At 62.6% G+C, this 15,539-nt stretch carries 14 protein-coding genes and 1 riboswitch; all 14 genes read right to left on the bottom strand.

Annotated features, from left to right (window positions below):
• Positions 1–39 precede the first annotated feature (39 nt).
• The 14 genes from E4T66_RS10420 to gcvT all read right to left on the bottom strand — a co-directional run bounded on the left by E4T66_RS10420 (position 40) and on the right by gcvT (position 15,266).
• Complete coding sequence (locus E4T66_RS10420; RefSeq protein WP_169577567.1) at positions 40–729, bottom strand: sterol desaturase family protein; 690 nt, start codon at positions 727–729, stop codon at positions 40–42.
• A gap of 20 nt (positions 730–749) precedes the next feature.
• A complete protein-coding gene (locus E4T66_RS10425; protein ID WP_136848958.1) occupies positions 750–1,499 on the bottom strand; it encodes a FadR/GntR family transcriptional regulator in 750 nt (249 codons plus the stop codon).
• Positions 1,500–1,905: 406 nt separating this feature from the next.
• The gene (locus E4T66_RS10430; RefSeq protein WP_136848959.1) at positions 1,906–3,537 is read right to left on the bottom strand and encodes a peroxidase family protein; all 1,632 of its coding nucleotides are present in this window, start codon (positions 3,535–3,537) and stop codon (positions 1,906–1,908) included.
• 131 nt (positions 3,538–3,668) lie between these two features.
• Positions 3,669–4,892 (bottom strand): P-II family nitrogen regulator, encoded by a 1,224-nt coding sequence (locus E4T66_RS10435; RefSeq protein ID WP_136848960.1) that lies wholly within the window; start codon positions 4,890–4,892, stop codon positions 3,669–3,671.
• On the bottom strand, positions 4,889–6,769 hold the full coding sequence (locus E4T66_RS21565) for a DUF1538 domain-containing protein (RefSeq protein ID WP_211242859.1): 1,881 nt from the start codon (positions 6,767–6,769) through the stop codon (positions 4,889–4,891). Before E4T66_RS21565 ends, E4T66_RS10435 begins: the two co-directional genes overlap by 4 nt.
• A 93-nt stretch (positions 6,770–6,862) precedes the next feature.
• Positions 6,863–7,657, bottom strand: a complete 795-nt coding sequence (gene lgt / locus E4T66_RS10450; RefSeq protein ID WP_136848961.1) for a prolipoprotein diacylglyceryl transferase — start codon at positions 7,655–7,657, stop codon at positions 6,863–6,865.
• Positions 7,658–7,715: 58 nt separating this feature from the next.
• Positions 7,716–8,891 carry a class I SAM-dependent rRNA methyltransferase gene (locus E4T66_RS10455; RefSeq protein WP_136848962.1) on the bottom strand — a complete coding sequence of 392 codons (1,176 nt, stop codon included), beginning with the start codon at positions 8,889–8,891 and terminating at the stop codon, positions 7,716–7,718.
• A 21-nt stretch (positions 8,892–8,912) separates the two neighbouring features.
• Positions 8,913–9,845: a carbohydrate kinase family protein gene (locus E4T66_RS10460; RefSeq protein ID WP_136848963.1), complete on the bottom strand. Its 933-nt coding sequence runs from the start codon at positions 9,843–9,845 to the stop codon at positions 8,913–8,915.
• A 36-nt stretch (positions 9,846–9,881) separates the two neighbouring features.
• Positions 9,882–10,241 carry a diacylglycerol kinase gene (locus E4T66_RS10465; RefSeq protein ID WP_136848964.1) on the bottom strand — a complete coding sequence of 120 codons (360 nt, stop codon included), beginning with the start codon at positions 10,239–10,241 and terminating at the stop codon, positions 9,882–9,884.
• Between the two features lie 22 nt (positions 10,242–10,263).
• Complete coding sequence (gene gcvPB, locus E4T66_RS10470; protein ID WP_136848965.1) at positions 10,264–11,727, bottom strand: aminomethyl-transferring glycine dehydrogenase subunit GcvPB; 1,464 nt, start codon at positions 11,725–11,727, stop codon at positions 10,264–10,266.
• 64 nt (positions 11,728–11,791) lie between these two features.
• The gene (gene tpx, locus E4T66_RS10475; RefSeq protein ID WP_136848966.1) at positions 11,792–12,292 is read right to left on the bottom strand and encodes a thiol peroxidase; all 501 of its coding nucleotides are present in this window, start codon (positions 12,290–12,292) and stop codon (positions 11,792–11,794) included.
• Between the two features lie 12 nt (positions 12,293–12,304).
• Positions 12,305–13,672 carry an aminomethyl-transferring glycine dehydrogenase subunit GcvPA gene (gene gcvPA / locus E4T66_RS10480; RefSeq protein ID WP_136848967.1) on the bottom strand — a complete coding sequence of 456 codons (1,368 nt, stop codon included), beginning with the start codon at positions 13,670–13,672 and terminating at the stop codon, positions 12,305–12,307.
• A 63-nt stretch (positions 13,673–13,735) separates the two neighbouring features.
• The gene (gcvH, locus tag E4T66_RS10485) at positions 13,736–14,125 is read right to left on the bottom strand and encodes a glycine cleavage system protein GcvH (RefSeq protein ID WP_136848968.1); all 390 of its coding nucleotides are present in this window, start codon (positions 14,123–14,125) and stop codon (positions 13,736–13,738) included.
• A gap of 49 nt (positions 14,126–14,174) precedes the next feature.
• The gene (gene gcvT / locus E4T66_RS10490; protein ID WP_136848969.1) at positions 14,175–15,266 is read right to left on the bottom strand and encodes a glycine cleavage system aminomethyltransferase GcvT; all 1,092 of its coding nucleotides are present in this window, start codon (positions 15,264–15,266) and stop codon (positions 14,175–14,177) included.
• A 161-nt stretch (positions 15,267–15,427) separates the two neighbouring features.
• A riboswitch (glycine riboswitch) is annotated at positions 15,428–15,522 on the bottom strand.
• Positions 15,523–15,539 lie beyond the last annotated feature (17 nt).

Raw genomic sequence — 15,539 nt, forward strand, 5'->3', positions numbered from 1 at the left:
AGCGCAGCGGGCGCCTTGCCGGCATCCGAAGAACTCAGTTCACCGCGACTCTTCTGATAACAGCCCATGAACGTTGTGTACGGTCGGCGACTTCTCGACCGTCTTCAGATCCGGGGCCGTCCCCAGCAACAGATCCCCCAGACCGGTTGAAACGCCCCACCACAGCTTCTCATCACGGTAGTGATGCAGTCGATGCATGCGTTGACGGCGACGGTAGTACTCGATCGGCGGACACCATGTCGTGTGCCCGAGGAAGTGACAGAACTCGTAGTGCAATGCCAGCGCGAAGTACGTCGCCATGGCACCCGTCGCCAGCTCAATGGTCGGGAACAGCCAGTAGGCCAGTCCCAACAGTATCGGCACCACTGTCGGAAACACTTCCTTGTTGATCGTGATGTCGCGCAGATCCGAAGGATTCGCGTGATGTGCACGATGCGAACGACCGACGCTGAGATCAAAGTTGATGCCAAAGATCCTGCGCGGCTTCATGTGCAGCAGATAGACGTGGATCAACCATTCCTGCACCGGCCAGAACGCCAGGATGCACAACGGTGCAATCAGATCCGCGTAACTCCAGTCGCCGAGATAGAGACGAAAGCCGATCAGGCCAACCGCAAGCGCCGTCAGAATCTTCGGACTCATGTAGCTGTAAAACGCCTTGAAAAACGCGCTACCCGTCGTCGGGTTCACCGGCTCAGCACTCTGGGCTTGATTCACACTGGTCTTCATTGACGATCCCCCTCGAAGCGTCATTTGATTTTTTGTTGAGCATGGCGCTCATACAGATCAAGAAACTGGTAGATCGCATTGCTGCTGCTGTCGATGTACTCGCGCGCACAATGCATGGCTTCTTCACGGGCACCCTGCCGGACCAGCGCCGCGAGCTGCCGAAAGGTGTCCAGCTTGCGCAGGTCGCGACCCAGCATCTGGGTCAACAGATCCCAGATCGGCTCGTAGGTCTTGCGCAGGGAATTGAACGCCAGGCGATAGGCAATATTGCCGCTGCCGTCGACCAGCACGTCCCAGAACTCGAACGCGAGACGCTGCAGCTCAGCGGGTGCGATCGCCGCCACCATGCCGTCAACGATGGCGTCCAGACGATCGGCGGTGATGTCGCGACCATGGACTGCGGCGTCACCGGCAATTTCCGGCGAAAGCACCTGACGCATGCGCACGATGCCGCGTGCCACATCAACCTGGATCTTGCCCTGCCGGTCGAACAACAGACTCGGCAGCAGATCCGCTCCGGCTTCCATCCGGTAGTCCAGCACCGTGGTCATGCCGCCATGCTTCACCTCGACCAGGCGAGCTTGCTGAAGGCGCTTGATCGCCTCACGAACCGCGTTGCGACTGACGCCCAGCATTTCGGACAGCAAGCGCTCAGACGGCAGCTCGTCCCCGGCCTTCAACTCCCGGCTGACGATGCGATTGCACAACTGATCAAACACTTCGTCCGAGACGGATCGCTTATTGATCGCCTGAAACATGACCACCCCCATCAAGTGCACATATCCCACCAGTGAACCAGGATGATAGCCAAGCGCCAGACGGATCACATGATTTCAGCACGCACCCCTGCCGCAACGACGCCCGCGGAATGCCCAATCGAGCGGATATCTTTTAATTATTATTCAATTGCTTATGAATTTATTGGCGCCATCAAGATCTGCCACTGATCCAGCGATCCCGCCTGTCAGCGATTCACACCGCATCCGTCAGAGCACCAAAAAGGCAAGCGAATCGCTGCGGAAAGCAGCGGCCCCACACCCTAGAGCTTGGTCAGTGGGCCGGAGCCGTCTCGTGCAGGAAACAGCGGATCGTCACCCTGACCACGACAACCGCTGATGGATGCAGACGAGCTACCGAGGCAATGGTTTTGCCTCCGCATCACGGGAGCAATCTGCCTCAACGCGCGACGAGAAAAACCGCGTCGGAAATCTCGTTGCCGATCGCCGTATTGTCACGAATCACTCGCGCCAGCGTTGTCGACTCGACCCTCGAGCGATCCTCAGGCGTCAGCATCTGAATGTCGGGATTCTGGTACCAGTAGCGGTCGCCATCGCGCAATCTCTCGAACTGGTCCGCAATGATCCTGATAAACAACTCGCCCACCAATGCGCCGGGAACATGGTCCTCGGACAGCCCGCCGATCCACGGATCGATCAGATCGACACTGCCATAGGTCTGCTGCAGGCGCTGAACGATTTCAGGATCACTGGAGATCTCGTCAAACCGCGTCTTGGCCGGCAGACCAAAAGCCAATCGCATACCGTTGTAGCTCGGCATGCCGTGATCGCGCCCGCGCTGGATATTAAGAGCGGCCAGATCCAAGCCGCCTGAACCAGGCGAGCCGAACAGAAAATTACGCAGATCATCAACGATGAATGGATCGATTTCCTGTGCTGTCTGCGATGCCAGCCCACGCAGGATCGGGTCGATCCCGCCGTCGGTCAGCAGGCGCTGCGGCTGAAAATAGGCGTCACGCAGCGGCAGGTCACCCGCTGCAACCGACGCTCCTTCGGATTCCAATCTCCGCAGCACCGGTGACACCATGCTATGCCCGACTCTAAAGGCGACTGAGGTGAACTCGTTCATCATGCGCGCATTCACATCCGCGTCATAACCCGCATACGGCGCAAGCACTCCGGGGCCGAGCAGAATCGGCAGGAACTCGTTGTAGGTGATCGCTTGCACCTCGGCGCCGACAATGGCTCTCGCACGCTGGTAGATGCGTTCGTCCGAGAGCGCCGGATCTCGTTGATGGATACGATCCGCAACCAGGTTGTGTTCACGAACGAAAAGGGTATGCATCGCAGTCAAGCCCAATTGTTCATTCGCGCGTACATCTCCAGCCAGGAACAGACTGGAATCATTGGGCGACGGCGCGTTATCGAATCCCGCGTCATTGAACGGCAGAAACCCTTGGGGACTGATCCGGAGGCGGCCCGTGCCATCGTGAGTGCGCAATGCATCCGCCCTGACCGGATCCGAGCCATAGACATTGCTGGCGTCGATGTACGCGGTCAGCGTGTTCATCTGCTCGCGCGGTCCATTGATCCCGCTGAGCGGATCAAAGCTGCTGCGATTGAAATCGATCACCACGGCACCTGTCACGCCTGGATCGAATTGCGGATCGCCGGGCGGTACCGGAATGCCAAGTGGCTCCTTCGGGCTCGCCTCCGGTGACCGACTGAGATCGTGATCGAGAAACTGCCCCCACTGCCATAGAAAATCAGACGCGCCGCGGCGATTGGGCCGCGACACATCCTGCCGGCAGACGCCGCTGCTCACTGCTCGCGGATTCGGTCGCTCCGGACCTGCAGGCGCCGAAAAACCATCGGCAAACGCCGCATCGGCCTCGCGCAGCAGCGGATGGCCAGCTTCTCCCATCGTGGGATCGTTCGGATTGTTGCCGGCCCCGTCGATGGCTCGAACGTCGAGGGCTGCTTCGCGTTCGGACGACGATGAACCGCTGTCACAACCAGCCAGTATCAAGGCGATTATCGCCACTGCGACTGAATGTTTCTGGATCGCCATCAACCGATTCCGCTGATCGTCCACATGCTCAAAGTATAGCGCCCGCTCGACACGATTCAGTACCGACGAGGCCTGTGCAGAGAACTGGTCTGAAGCGCGCCAATCTCGCAGGAGGCACGAGCGCTGCAGTGTCAGGACTCGACGGCCGCCCCGCGGTAAGTGAGCTGCGGCGTTTCTGCATCAACGATGCGGGCGCGATAGGTCACAACCTGTGTCACTGGCTGCGCAAACAGACAGGTTTCGGTTACACCAGCGGCTTCAGCGGCGCGCATCACCGCCTGCAATACCACCTGTGCGCGGTCGCTGGGCATCACGGTCTGCACCCAGTTGCGTTCGCGGTTCAGGCGACGTCCCATCGCTACCCGGGATTCCGCCTCGATGAAGCGCGCCGACATCACATTCGCACCCGAGGCGCCGGCCCGCAGCGCCGCGCCCAGAAGCAGCTGAGTGTGCACCTGCCCCGAGATGAATGTCAGTCGGGTCTGAGCCAGTGGCGCAATGGCCCGTTCGTCATCGCCAAGCCTCAGCCCCGCCGCCTGTGCTCCGCCGTCAAGACGCACGACCGCACGACGGCGCCAGTCAGTGTTCCCCATTAGGGCATCGATCGCACCAATGACCTGCTGCATATCCGCAGCGTAATTGCGGCTGCCGACGATGCTGGCCAGGCTGACGATGCCTTTCTGCACCGGCATGCGATACAGAAATCCGCGACCGGGCATCTCCAACCGTGCCGCCATGCTGATCGCCGCGATGACGGCGTCGGCGTCGGCGTTGTCGACGATCAGCGTCACGACTTCCTTGGTGCGCTTCTTGGTGATACGCAGCCAGCCCAGGCGATCACGCAAGCCGCGACCTTCGCAATAGAACACGACCGGACCATGCGCACCGACCTGCATCGCGGCACGCGACACCGCCTCGGTCTGCTCAGGCTGCACGATGCACGACAGCAGCGAAAGGTTCTCGCGCAAGGCAATTGACGCGTCGACGGCCTCCTCTTCGGATTCATGATCCTTCCAGATCGGAAAATCCGGGGTGTGGTACAGATCATCGCAGGGCACCGAGTACACGGCACCGGCGCCCGGGTAACGCAAACCAGCGGCGTGGGCAATGTCGCGGATCACGCCATCCACCTGCGAGTCCGGAACCAGGAAGCGCAGGATCTCCTTTTCGGGACTGATCAGCGGCAGAAACCGCTGCACCCACTGATCACGGATCAGCGTGCCGCGCGCATTGGTGACGAAGGCATTGCGCTCTCCCGAGGCAAACAGCTGCTCGATCACCGGCTTGGCACTGGCCGGCGGCAGGATCGCCGCCACCACCGAAACCTTGTGCAGCACGCGGAAAGTGCTGCTCATGACACCTTGACTAAGGCGGCATCCCCACGGCGGGAACGCGACACCAGCAGACCGACGCCGAGCACCGTCACGATCGGGCCGACCGAAGCCAGCGCCAGCACGCCGAATCCGTCACTGACACCGGGTACGTTGGCGCCAATACCCAGGCCCATGGCCAGCACCAGCGGCACCGTGATCGGCCCGGTGGTGACGCCGGCACTGTCCCAACCAAAATTGACGAACTCCTCTGAGGAAATCGCCGTCAGCACCAGCAGCAGCAGATACGGCGGAACCAGCAGGTATTCCAGCGGGATATCGAACGCGATCTTGATCACGCCAACCGCGATACCGGCACCGACGCCCAGTGCGACCGACTGCATCAGCAGGGACTTCTTGAATGCCCCGATGGTGATCTTTTCGACCGTGCGGCCCAATGCGTTCAGCGCCGGCTCCGCCAGCGTGGCGCCGTAGCCGAGGAAAAACCCGAACACCGCGGCCAGCACCTTGCCGGCGGTCTGCGTGGCGAACAGCGGCTCATGCAGACCTTCGGCACCCCACGGCGTCAGCGTTGCAAAACTCAGGGGCACGTTGCTGCCCAGTTGCGCGCCCAGCGGCGTCAGCCCCAATGTCATGCCAAGCATGAACAGACTCATACCCGCCAAGGCGAACATGACACCGATGAAAATCTCGTCGCGATTGCGCAGTCGCTCCGGCAGCACCAGTCGCAAGGTCACCAGCAGAAAGAGGCACAAGGGCACGATCGCGCGCAGCGCCACCATCGCACCCTGCTTCAGTTCCTGCAGCAGTCGCAGCTGCGGATCCCAGGTCTCGCGCGATACCACCTTGGACTGCAGCAGCTGGCGTTTTTCCAGCACCAGACTGGCAGCATCCACAACAATGCGGCCATCCACGAGCTCGCTGTATCCGCCCTGGAAGCGCAAACGGTAGTCACTCGGCGGAACCCCGCTCTTCAGAAACTTGCGGAACTCCTCCTCGCTGAAACCATCGGGTTCGGTTGTGTTGCGCGGCTGTATCGGCGAAGCCTGCGCTTCGATCGCGGCCACCGCGCCTGCATAGTTCGCGCGCCCGTAGTAGTCGTCCTGCTGCACATGCCACAAACCCAGCAGCAAGACGGCGAGAATCGGAAACAGCGAAGCCAGGGTCACGATGCCGAATCCCGCATTGCCACTGTCGCCGTCGCCGACGATGCGGCAGACCCCGATGCCGAGTGCCAGCACCAGCGGCACCGTGACCGGACCGGTCGTGACCGCACCGCAGTCCCATGCCAACCCCAACACTGGCTGCAACACGTCGCTGGTGTGCGCATAGACCGTCAACGCGCACAACAACACCACCAGCGGCAGAACGATGGCTTTCAGGCTCCAGCCCAGAAAGAAACGCAGAATGCCGAACATCACCGCAACGCCGACACCGACACCAACGACAGCCACCAGCTGATCAGGAAAATCGTTGAGCAGGCTGTACAGCAGTGGCATCTGCTGCGGTTGCACATCAGCCCCGGCACTGCGCAGTACCGCAATCGCCGGCTCGGCAAAGGTTGCGCCCAACCCCAGCAGAAACGCGAACAGCAGAATCACCGGCAGCGAGGAATTGCGCGGCAGAATCGCGCCAATGGTCTCGCCCAGCGGCATCAGGCCGAGACGCAGTCCCTCCATGAAAAACATCAGCCCCAGCGCGACGATCGCGATGCCGACGCCGATCATCACTGCATGCACGATCGGCAAGCCAAGCACCAGGATCTGGAACAGCAGCAGATACGCGACAATGAACCACACCGCGCGCAGCTGTTCGAGCAGATTTTCGTAGAAATACGGGCCCAGGATTTTCAGCGTTTCGCCAAAGCTCAGACGAACACGCCCCGTAGCCCCGGCACTCATGCCTCGATGTCCTGCAAGGGTCGCTCCGTATAGCGTCCAGCGTACTCAGCGACGCCGAACCTTGCCGCAATGTACAGCACCAGAGATGCCAGCCTAGCGGCCCACACGACGCTTGCGGTAGCCCCAGATCAGCATCACCGCTCCGGCCAGCCACATCGGCTGACTCAATACCATGCCTTCGGTGATCCAGCCGGTGCCATAGAGATAACCGATATGCGCGTCCGGCAGACGCACGAACTCGACCATCGTCCGAAAGACACCGTAACCGATCAGGAACAGCGCCGACACCGCCATCCGCGGGCGTGGTTTCTTGCCGTAGAACCACAGGATCAGAAACAGCACCAGGCCTTCGAGAATGGCTTCGTACAGCATCGATGGATGCCGCGGCAGCGAACCGGCCTTCTGGAACACCATGCCCCAGGGCAGGTTTGTCGGTGCGCCCCACAACTCGCCGTTGATGAAGTTGCCGATACGCCCGGTAAACAGGCCCAGCGGAATCATCGGCGCGGCGAAGTCGGCGACTTCAAAAAATTTCAGCTTGTGTACGTGCCCGAACCAGGCGAACGCGACCAGCACACCGATCAGGCCACCGTGAAACGACATGCCGCCTTCCCAGATACGGAAGATCACGGTGGGTTCGGCAACGAAGCCCTTGAAGTTGTAGAACACCGTGTATCCGATGCGGCCGCCCAGGATGACGCCCATGACCCCGTAGAACAGCAGGTCGGAGACGCGTTCCTTGGGCCACTGGATGTGCGCCATCTGCGCGCGGCGCGTGCCGAACCACCAGAACCCGAGGAAGCCCAGCAGATACATGATGCCGTACCAGTGCACGGCCAGCGGGCCGAGATGGACGGCGACGGGATCGATATCAGGATGAACGAGCATGCGCGCGATTGTACTGTTGCGAAGATGACGGCGCTGCGCACGCCGTCACCGGTCTGGCCTAGCCGTTGATGACGCGACAGACAAAGGCCTTCAGATAGCGCGTTTCGACGATCGCCGGATGCACCGGATGATCCGGTCCTTGCCCACCCTGCTCGAGGATCTGCAAACGCCGGCCGGCCGCCCGCGCCTCTCGCAGCAGCACGCGTTGCAGCTGTTCCGGCTCCAGATGATGCGAGCACGAGCAGCTGATCAGAATGCCGTCACCGGGCAACAGCTGCATCGCCGCGCGATTCAATGCCGCATAGTGTTCGATGCCAGCGTCGTGGTCCTTACGCCGCTTGATCAGCGCAGGAGGGTCGACCACGATGACGTCAAAGGTTCGTGCGTCACCGCGCAGCGCTTTCATTGCAGCCAGCGCGTCGCCACGGATCGCCTCCAGCTCGACCCCATTCAGCGCCGCATTGGCCTTGGCCGCGTCCAGCGCAGACTCGGACGAGTCGATGCAGCTGACTTTCGAGGCGCCGTAATGCGCCGAGCGCAGCGCCCAGGCGCCGACGTAGCTGAACACGTCCAGCACGCTGCGACCGCGCACATAGCGTTGCAGGCGCGTGCGATTGTCGCGCTGGTCGAAAAAGAACCCGGTCTTCTGTCCGGCGGTCAGCGACAGCGCATAACGCACGCCGTCCTCATCAATCTCGACGCGGTCCGGCACCGTGCCGACCACTTCGGTGTAGGCGGGCAAGCCTTCCAACTCGCGCGCACTGCTGTCGTTGCGCAGCACGATACCCTCAGGCTTCAGCACCGCCTGCAATGCAGCCAGCACTACGTCCTTCAGACGTTCGATACCCGCCGTGGTGATCTGCACGACACAGACCGCGCCATAACGGTCGACGACCAGTCCCGGCAGGCCGTCGGCCTCGCCGTAGACCAGCCGGTAGTACGGCCCCGGGTAGATCCGCTCGCGCAACGCCAGCGCCGCGGCAATACGCCGCTCGAACCAGGCCTGATCCAGCGGTGCGCTGACGTCACTGCTGAGCAGGCGCAGCGCCAGTAGCGTCCGCGGATTGACATAACCGACACCCAGCGGCTTGCCGCGGCTGTCGAGCAGACGGCACAGCGTACCGGGCTCGATGGTCTTGTAACGCTCGTCGGTGTCGATCTCGTTGGAGTACGCCCACAGGTGCCCGGCACGCAGCCGGCGCTCCTCGCGGGCCCGAAGCTTCAGGGTAATCAAGCGCGTCGCGCCGGTGAGAACTTATGCGAAGTCAAAGCGGAATTCTTCCTTGAACCGGCTGCGGAACTGCTCGAGATCAAACCGGTGATTCTGGGTGCCCGGGCGCTCGATGTTGTACGCCCCCATCAGCGAGGCAATGCGGCCGATGGTCGGCCAGTCCATGCCCTGCATCAAACCGTACAGCAGGCCGCCGCGGAACGCGTCACCGCAACCGGTGGGATCGGTCAGCGAATCGGCCTTGGCGCAGGGCACGTCATGCACCTTGTTGGCGGTATGAATGTGCGCGCCCTTGCCACCGCGCGTGACGATCAGCGCGTCGACACGCGCGGCAATCTCCTTCAGCGACCAGTCGGTCCGATCCATCAGCAGTTCCGACTCGTAGTCGTTGACCGCGACATATGACGCCTGTTCGATAAACGTGCGCAGCTCGGCGCCGTTGAACATCGGCAGACCCTGACCGGGATCGAACACGAAAGGAATACCTGCTTCGGCAAACTGGCGGGCATGCTGGATCATGCCTTCGCGGCCGTCCGGCGACACCGTGCCAATCTTGATGCCCTGCTCCGGCACTGCCTGGATGTGGGCATGATTCATCGCGCCCGGATGGAATGCGGTGATCTGGTTGTCGTCCAGATCGGTCGTGATATAGGCCTGCGCGGTATAGGTTTCCGGCACGGTCTTGATGTAGTCGCGCGGGATGTCGTTCTCGTCCAACCACTCGGCGTAGCGGTCAAAATCCGCGCCGACCGTACCCATCGGCAGCGCATCACCGCCGAGCAGTTTCAGGTTATAGGCGATGTTGCCCGCAGTGCCGCCGTACTCGCGCCGCAGCTGCGGCACCAGGAAGGCAACGTTCAGGATATGCACCTTGTCCGGCAGGATTTCGTTCTTGAAGTGTCCCGGAAAGACCATGATCGTATCGAAGGCGAACGATCCGCAGATGAGTGCAGACATGGAGAAGTCTCAGAAGTGGGGGCCGATGGGCCGTGCTCAGCCGAACAATACCAGTCCCCAGACCAGCGGGACCTGCAACAGCGACAAGTGTACGGCAGCCGAGCCCAGGTCTTTTGCGCGCCCGGACAATTCGTGCCATTCCGGACCGATGCGATCGACGACAACCTCGACCGCGGTATTCAGCAGCTCGACCAGCAACACCAGAATCAGACTCAGCATCATCACGGCGCGCTCGATGCCGCTGTGCCCCAGCCACAGACCCAGCGGCGCCAGCAGCACGACCAGAATCACCTCGATCCGGAATGCTTCTTCATTGCGCAGTGCCCAGCCCAGACCGACGTAGGACACCCGCGTCGCCCGGATCAGCCGCGCCCAGCCCTTGATGCCGTCTGCCATGGTGCGGCTCGTCCGGCGTCGCTCAGACTGCTGCGGGCTGGTAGCGCAGGTCCAGCTGACGCGCCGCACGCACGTCATCAAGACGACGCACCGGCATCGTGTACGGCGCACCCTTGACGTGGGCGATGTCAGCCTTGGCCTCGTTCCAGATCGCCACCAGCGCGTCGACGAAGGCGTCCAGCGTTTCGCGATCCTCTGATTCGGTCGGCTCGATCAGCAGGCACTCCGGCACCAGCAACGGGAAATACACCGTCGGCGCATGGAAGCCATAGTCGAGCAGGCGCTTGGCGACATCGGTTGCCGTCAGCTCGATTTCAGCCTTCTGCTTCTTCAGGGTGACGATGAATTCGTGACTGGCGCGGCGCTTGGGGAATGCCAGGTCGAAGCCCTCGGCCTTGAGCCGCGCCGCCAGATAGTTGGCATTGAGCGTGGCGAATTCACCGACGCGATGCATGCCTTCGCGGCCCAGCATGCGTGCATAGATGTAGGCACGCATCAACACGCCGGCGTTGCCCATCCATGCTGACAAGCGGCCGATGGTCTGTGGCAGATCGCGCTCGTCGAGCCAGCGATAACGCTCGCCGTCCTTTGCGACGACCGGGATCGGACGAAACGGCAGCAGACGCTGCGACATGCCGACCGCACCCGCACCCGGACCACCACCGCCGTGCGGCGTCGAGAAGGTCTTGTGCAGGTTCATGTGGATGACGTCGAAGCCCATGTCACCCGGACGCACCTTGCCGAGGATCGCGTTGAGATTGGCGCCGTCGTAGTACAGCAGGCCGCCGGCCTCGTGCACGATGCCAGCGATCTCCTTGATGCGACGTTCGAACACGCCGAAGGTCGACGGGTTGGTCAGCATGATGCCGGCGGTCTTCGGACCGACCGCGGCCTTCAGCGCCTCGACGTCGACGTCGCCGTCGGCATTGGTCGGAATTTCGCGCACGACGCAACCGTGCATCGCCGCCGTCGCCGGGTTGGTCCCGTGCGCGGCATCCGGCACCAGGATTTCGGTGCGATCAAGATCGTTGCGCGACTGGTGGTAGGCCATGATCATCGCCACGCCAGCAAACTCACCCTGCGCGCCGGCCATCGGTGTCAGCGACACCCCCGCCATGCCGGTGACGTCCTGCAGGATCTCCTGCAGGTCGTACATGCACGCCAGGAATCCCTGCGAGTGCGACTCCGGCGCCAGCGGGTGTCGTGCCAGGAATTCCGGCAGCATCGCCAGCGTATTGCAGGCGCGCGGGTTGTATTTCATCGTGCACGAACCCAGCGGATAGAAGTGCGTGTCAATCGAGAAATTCAGCTGCGACAAGCGCGTGAAGTGACGCACCGCCTGCATTTCCGAGACTTCCGGCAGCATCGGCTTGTCAGTCCGGCGCAGCGATTCGGGAATGCCGGAAACATCCACACCTTTGCCAGGATTCTGCGCATGGGCCACACGGCCCGGACGCGAGACTTCGAAGATCAGTTTTTCGCTCATTCGATCAACACTCGATTCGTACAATTCACGGCCGCCCTCACATGCAGGGCGGCCAGTTCAGGACCTAGTTCAGCGCACCCAGCGCGGCGTCGTAGTCCGGCTCGGCACCGATCTCCGGCACCAGCTCGCGGTAGATCACCTTGTCGTTTTCATCCAGCACCACCACGGCACGCGCAGTGAGTCCGGCCAACGGTCCAGTCTCGATCAGCACGCCGTAGTCCTCGGCAAAGCGGCGCCCGCGCATCAGCGACAGCATCACCACATTGCTCAGGCCTTCGGCGCCGCAGAACCGCTGTTGTGCAAACGGCAGATCGGCAGAGATGCACAGCACCATGGCGTTGTTCATCTGCGAAGCGCGCTGATTGAACTGCCGCACCGAAGTCGCACACGTCGGCGTATCGATCGACGGAAAGATGTTCAACACCTTGCGCTTGCCATCGAAATCATGCAGCGAGACGTCCTTCAGATCCGCGCCCACCAGGCGGAACCCGGGAACGTCGGCACCGACGGCCGGCAGCTCGCCATTGGTCTGGACCGGATTGCCGCGCAGGGTGATGTTGGCCATGACTCGTTCTCCTCAGTTCGCCGCCAGAATTGCGGCCAGTGCATCCCGATACGTCTGGATCTGCGCTTCGGATTTCGTCTCGGTCGCGCACACCAGCAGCGCGTTGCCCAGTTCCGGATAGTGCCGCGACATATCAAAGCCGCCGAACACATTCTGCGCCGCGAGCTGTTCCAGCACCGGAGCCACCGGTCTGGGCAGACGCAGCACCGCCTCATGGAAGCGCGGGCCGCTCAGCACGACCTCGACGCCGTCGATGCCGGAAAGGGACTCAACCAAGGCGCGCGTATTGGCCATGCAGCTGGAGGCGACCTGCGCCAGCCCTTCGGGACCCAGCAGCGACATATGGATCGTTGCCGCCGTCACCAGCAGTCCCTGGTTGGTGCAGATATTGGACTTGGCCTTGGCGCGACGGATGTGCTGCTCGCGCGCCTGCAGGGTCAGCGTGAAACCGGGCTTGCCTTCCAGGTCCACCGTACGACCGACGATGCGGCCCGGCATCTCGCGCACCAGCGCCATCTTCGTCGTCATGAAACCGAAGTACGGCCCGCCGGAGGCCAGCGGCGAGCCCAGCGGCTGGCCATCGCCGCAGACGATGTCCGCTCCTCCCGTGCTGCCCCACTGTCCCGGCGGCTTCAGCAGTGCCAGCGTCATCGGATTGACCACGGCGATCACCAGTGCGTTCTGCGCGTGTGCCCAGTCCACCATCGCGTCGACATCTTCCATCACGCCGAAGAAGTTCGGCTGCTGGATCACGACCGCGGTGATGTCCTGCCCTTCATACGGCTTCATTGCGTCGAGCAGGGTCTTGCCCTGCTGCGGGCAGTAGTCGACCGCAATCTGCTGCACGCCCTGCGCGTGCGTGGTCGCAGCGACGACATCCCGGTAGAACGGGTTCACCGCGCGCGGCATCAGTACACGCCCGGAGCTGTGCTTGCGGTTGGCGCGCATCGCCATCAACAGCGCCTCACCCAGCGCGGTGGCGCCGTCATACATCGAGGCGTTGGACACCTCCATGCCGGTCAGCCCGCAGATCATCGTCTGGTACTCGTACAGTACCTGCAGCGTGCCCTGACTGGCCTCGGCCTGATACGGCGTGTAGGCGGAATAGAACTCGCCGCGCGTGGTGATCTCCCAAACTGCCGCCGGAATGTGGTGCTCGTAGGCGCCGGCACCGATGAAGTTCAGCGCCTGCCCGTCCTGAGCGGCACGCGCGTGCATCAGCTGCGCAACCTGCATTTCGGGCAATCCGGCCGGGACCTTCTGCAGAGGGCCGCAGCGCAGATTCGCAGGGATCTCGTCGAACAGCGCTTCGATGCTCGGCGCGTCGATCGCCTTGAGCATGTCCTGGACGTCGGTCGAAGTATGGGGAATGAACGGCATCGGTCGGTTCCAAAGAATAGACATCCGCGCCGGATCACCGGCGCGGCAGAAAATACGGCGCCTTTACAGCGTTTTCAGATAGTCCTGATAACCCGCGGCGTCCAGCAGCGCCTCGATCTCAGCCGGGTTCGACGGCTTCATCTTCCACATCCAGCCTTCGCCATAGGGATCGCTGTTGAGCACTTCCGGCGCACTGCCGAGCGCGTCGTTGGCAGCCAGCACTTCGCCGGCAATCGGCGCATACACGTCAGACGCGGCCTTGACCGACTCGACCACTGCGCAGGAGTCACCCGCCGCCAGCTGACGACCGGCTTCCGGCGTCTCGACGAACACCAGATCACCCAGTGCGGCCTGGGCGTGATCGGTGATGCCGATCGTGACGCTGCCATCAGACTCGACGCGCAGCCACTCATGGGATTTGACGTACTTCAGGTCGGCAGGAACATTGCTCATCGGATGCTCTCCATCAGAAAGAAATACGGGCGGGACCCGCCCGGATGATTTAAACCAGAACTTTGCCGTTGCGCACGAACGGCGGCTTGACGACACGCGCGGCAACCCACTGCCCGCGGATTTCCACTTCGCAGGCACCGTCGGCGCCGGCATCGACCCGCGCCAGCGCGATCGATTGCTTCATGGTCGGCGCAAAGCCGCCACTGGTGGTCTCGCCTGCTGCGCCGTTGGCAAAGCGGACCTTCATGTGCGCGCGCATGATGCCCCTGCCTTCCAGCACCAGGCCAACGAAACCGCGCGGACCGGCGCTGCGCGCGGCTTCCAGCGCGGCGCGGCCGACAAAGGCACGCGGCGACTCTGCGGCGTCACCCCAGGCGATGGTCCAGCCGAGGCCGGATTCAAGCGGATGCGTGGTTTCGTCCATGTCCTGGCCATACAGGTTCATGCCGGCTTCCAGTCGCAGCGTGTCGCGCGCGCCGAGACCGCAGGGCGCAACGCCCGCGCCCAGCAGCTGACCCCACAGCTCCACCAGTTGATCGTGCGGCAGGATCAGCTCGAAGCCGTCCTCGCCGGTATAGCCGGTGCGTCCGACGAACAGCTCGTCGAGATAAGCTGCCGAAAACGGCTTCAGTGCAGTGACCGCATCGCACATCGCCTCGGGCAACTGCGCAATGACCTGTTCGCGGGCCTGCGGCCCCTGCACCGCCAGAATGCCCAGATCGCGGCGCGGCTTGACCCCGACCCCGTAGGCCGCCGCCTGCGCGCCGATCCATGCCAGATCCTTTTCGGTGGTGCCGGCGTTGACCACCAGACGGAACCAGTCTTCGGTCATGAAGTAGCAGATCAGGTCGTCGATCACGCCAGCATCTTCGCGCAGCATGCAGCTGTACAGCGCCTTGCCGGGCTGCTGCAGCTTGGCAACGTCGTTGGCCAGCAGATGGCGCAGGAATTCGCGGGTGCGCGGACCGTGCAGGTCAACCGCGGTCATGTGGGCGACATCGAACATGCCGGCGCTCTGGCGCACGACATGGTGCTCCTCGAGCTGCGACTGGTACTGGATCGGCATGTCCCAGCCGGCGAAATCCACCAGCTTGGCGCCGAGGCGGACGTGTTCGGAGTGCAGCGCGGTTTGCTTCAGCATGGTTCAACGCCTCGAAACAGGATCGGTGAGAACCGGCAGTGCCGGTCGACCCGCCCTATCTCTGTCCGTTGACCTGAAAGTTCGGGGACTGCTGGGCCTGACGCCCCAGCTGACCTCTGCCTCGTCGGTGGTCCGCGCAAACGGACGCTCTCCAGAGCACGCTTGACCGATCACTCCGGGGTACCTGAGCGATTCCGGGCGGATTTGCGCCTTCGGTGCCGGGCCTCAAGGGCGCGGTCTCTCGCGATCGGGGGGTGCGTGGTGCGGATGATA

Origin of the sequence: Sinimarinibacterium arenosum (assembly GCF_005047655.1) — a bacterium.
GTDB lineage: Bacteria > Pseudomonadota > Gammaproteobacteria > Nevskiales > Nevskiaceae > Solimonas.

Coding starts and splice junctions, on each gene's coding strand:
- E4T66_RS10420 (WP_169577567.1), bottom strand. CDS start 729: ATGAAGACCAGTGTGAATCAAGCCCAGAGTGCTGAGCCGGTGAACCCG.
- E4T66_RS10425 (WP_136848958.1), bottom strand. CDS start 1,499: ATGGGGGTGGTCATGTTTCAGGCGATCAATAAGCGATCCGTCTCGGAC.
- E4T66_RS10430 (WP_136848959.1), bottom strand. CDS start 3,537: ATGGCGATCCAGAAACATTCAGTCGCAGTGGCGATAATCGCCTTGATA.
- E4T66_RS10435 (WP_136848960.1), bottom strand. CDS start 4,892: ATGAGCAGCACTTTCCGCGTGCTGCACAAGGTTTCGGTGGTGGCGGCG.
- E4T66_RS21565 (WP_211242859.1), bottom strand. CDS start 6,769: ATGAGTGCCGGGGCTACGGGGCGTGTTCGTCTGAGCTTTGGCGAAACG.
- lgt (WP_136848961.1), bottom strand. CDS start 7,657: ATGCTCGTTCATCCTGATATCGATCCCGTCGCCGTCCATCTCGGCCCG.
- E4T66_RS10460 (WP_136848963.1), bottom strand. CDS start 9,845: ATGTCTGCACTCATCTGCGGATCGTTCGCCTTCGATACGATCATGGTC.
- E4T66_RS10465 (WP_136848964.1), bottom strand. CDS start 10,241: ATGGCAGACGGCATCAAGGGCTGGGCGCGGCTGATCCGGGCGACGCGG.
- gcvPB (WP_136848965.1), bottom strand. CDS start 11,727: ATGAGCGAAAAACTGATCTTCGAAGTCTCGCGTCCGGGCCGTGTGGCC.
- tpx (WP_136848966.1), bottom strand. CDS start 12,292: ATGGCCAACATCACCCTGCGCGGCAATCCGGTCCAGACCAATGGCGAG.
- gcvPA (WP_136848967.1), bottom strand. CDS start 13,672: ATGCCGTTCATTCCCCATACTTCGACCGACGTCCAGGACATGCTCAAG.
- gcvH (WP_136848968.1), bottom strand. CDS start 14,125: ATGAGCAATGTTCCTGCCGACCTGAAGTACGTCAAATCCCATGAGTGG.
- gcvT (WP_136848969.1), bottom strand. CDS start 15,266: ATGCTGAAGCAAACCGCGCTGCACTCCGAACACGTCCGCCTCGGCGCC.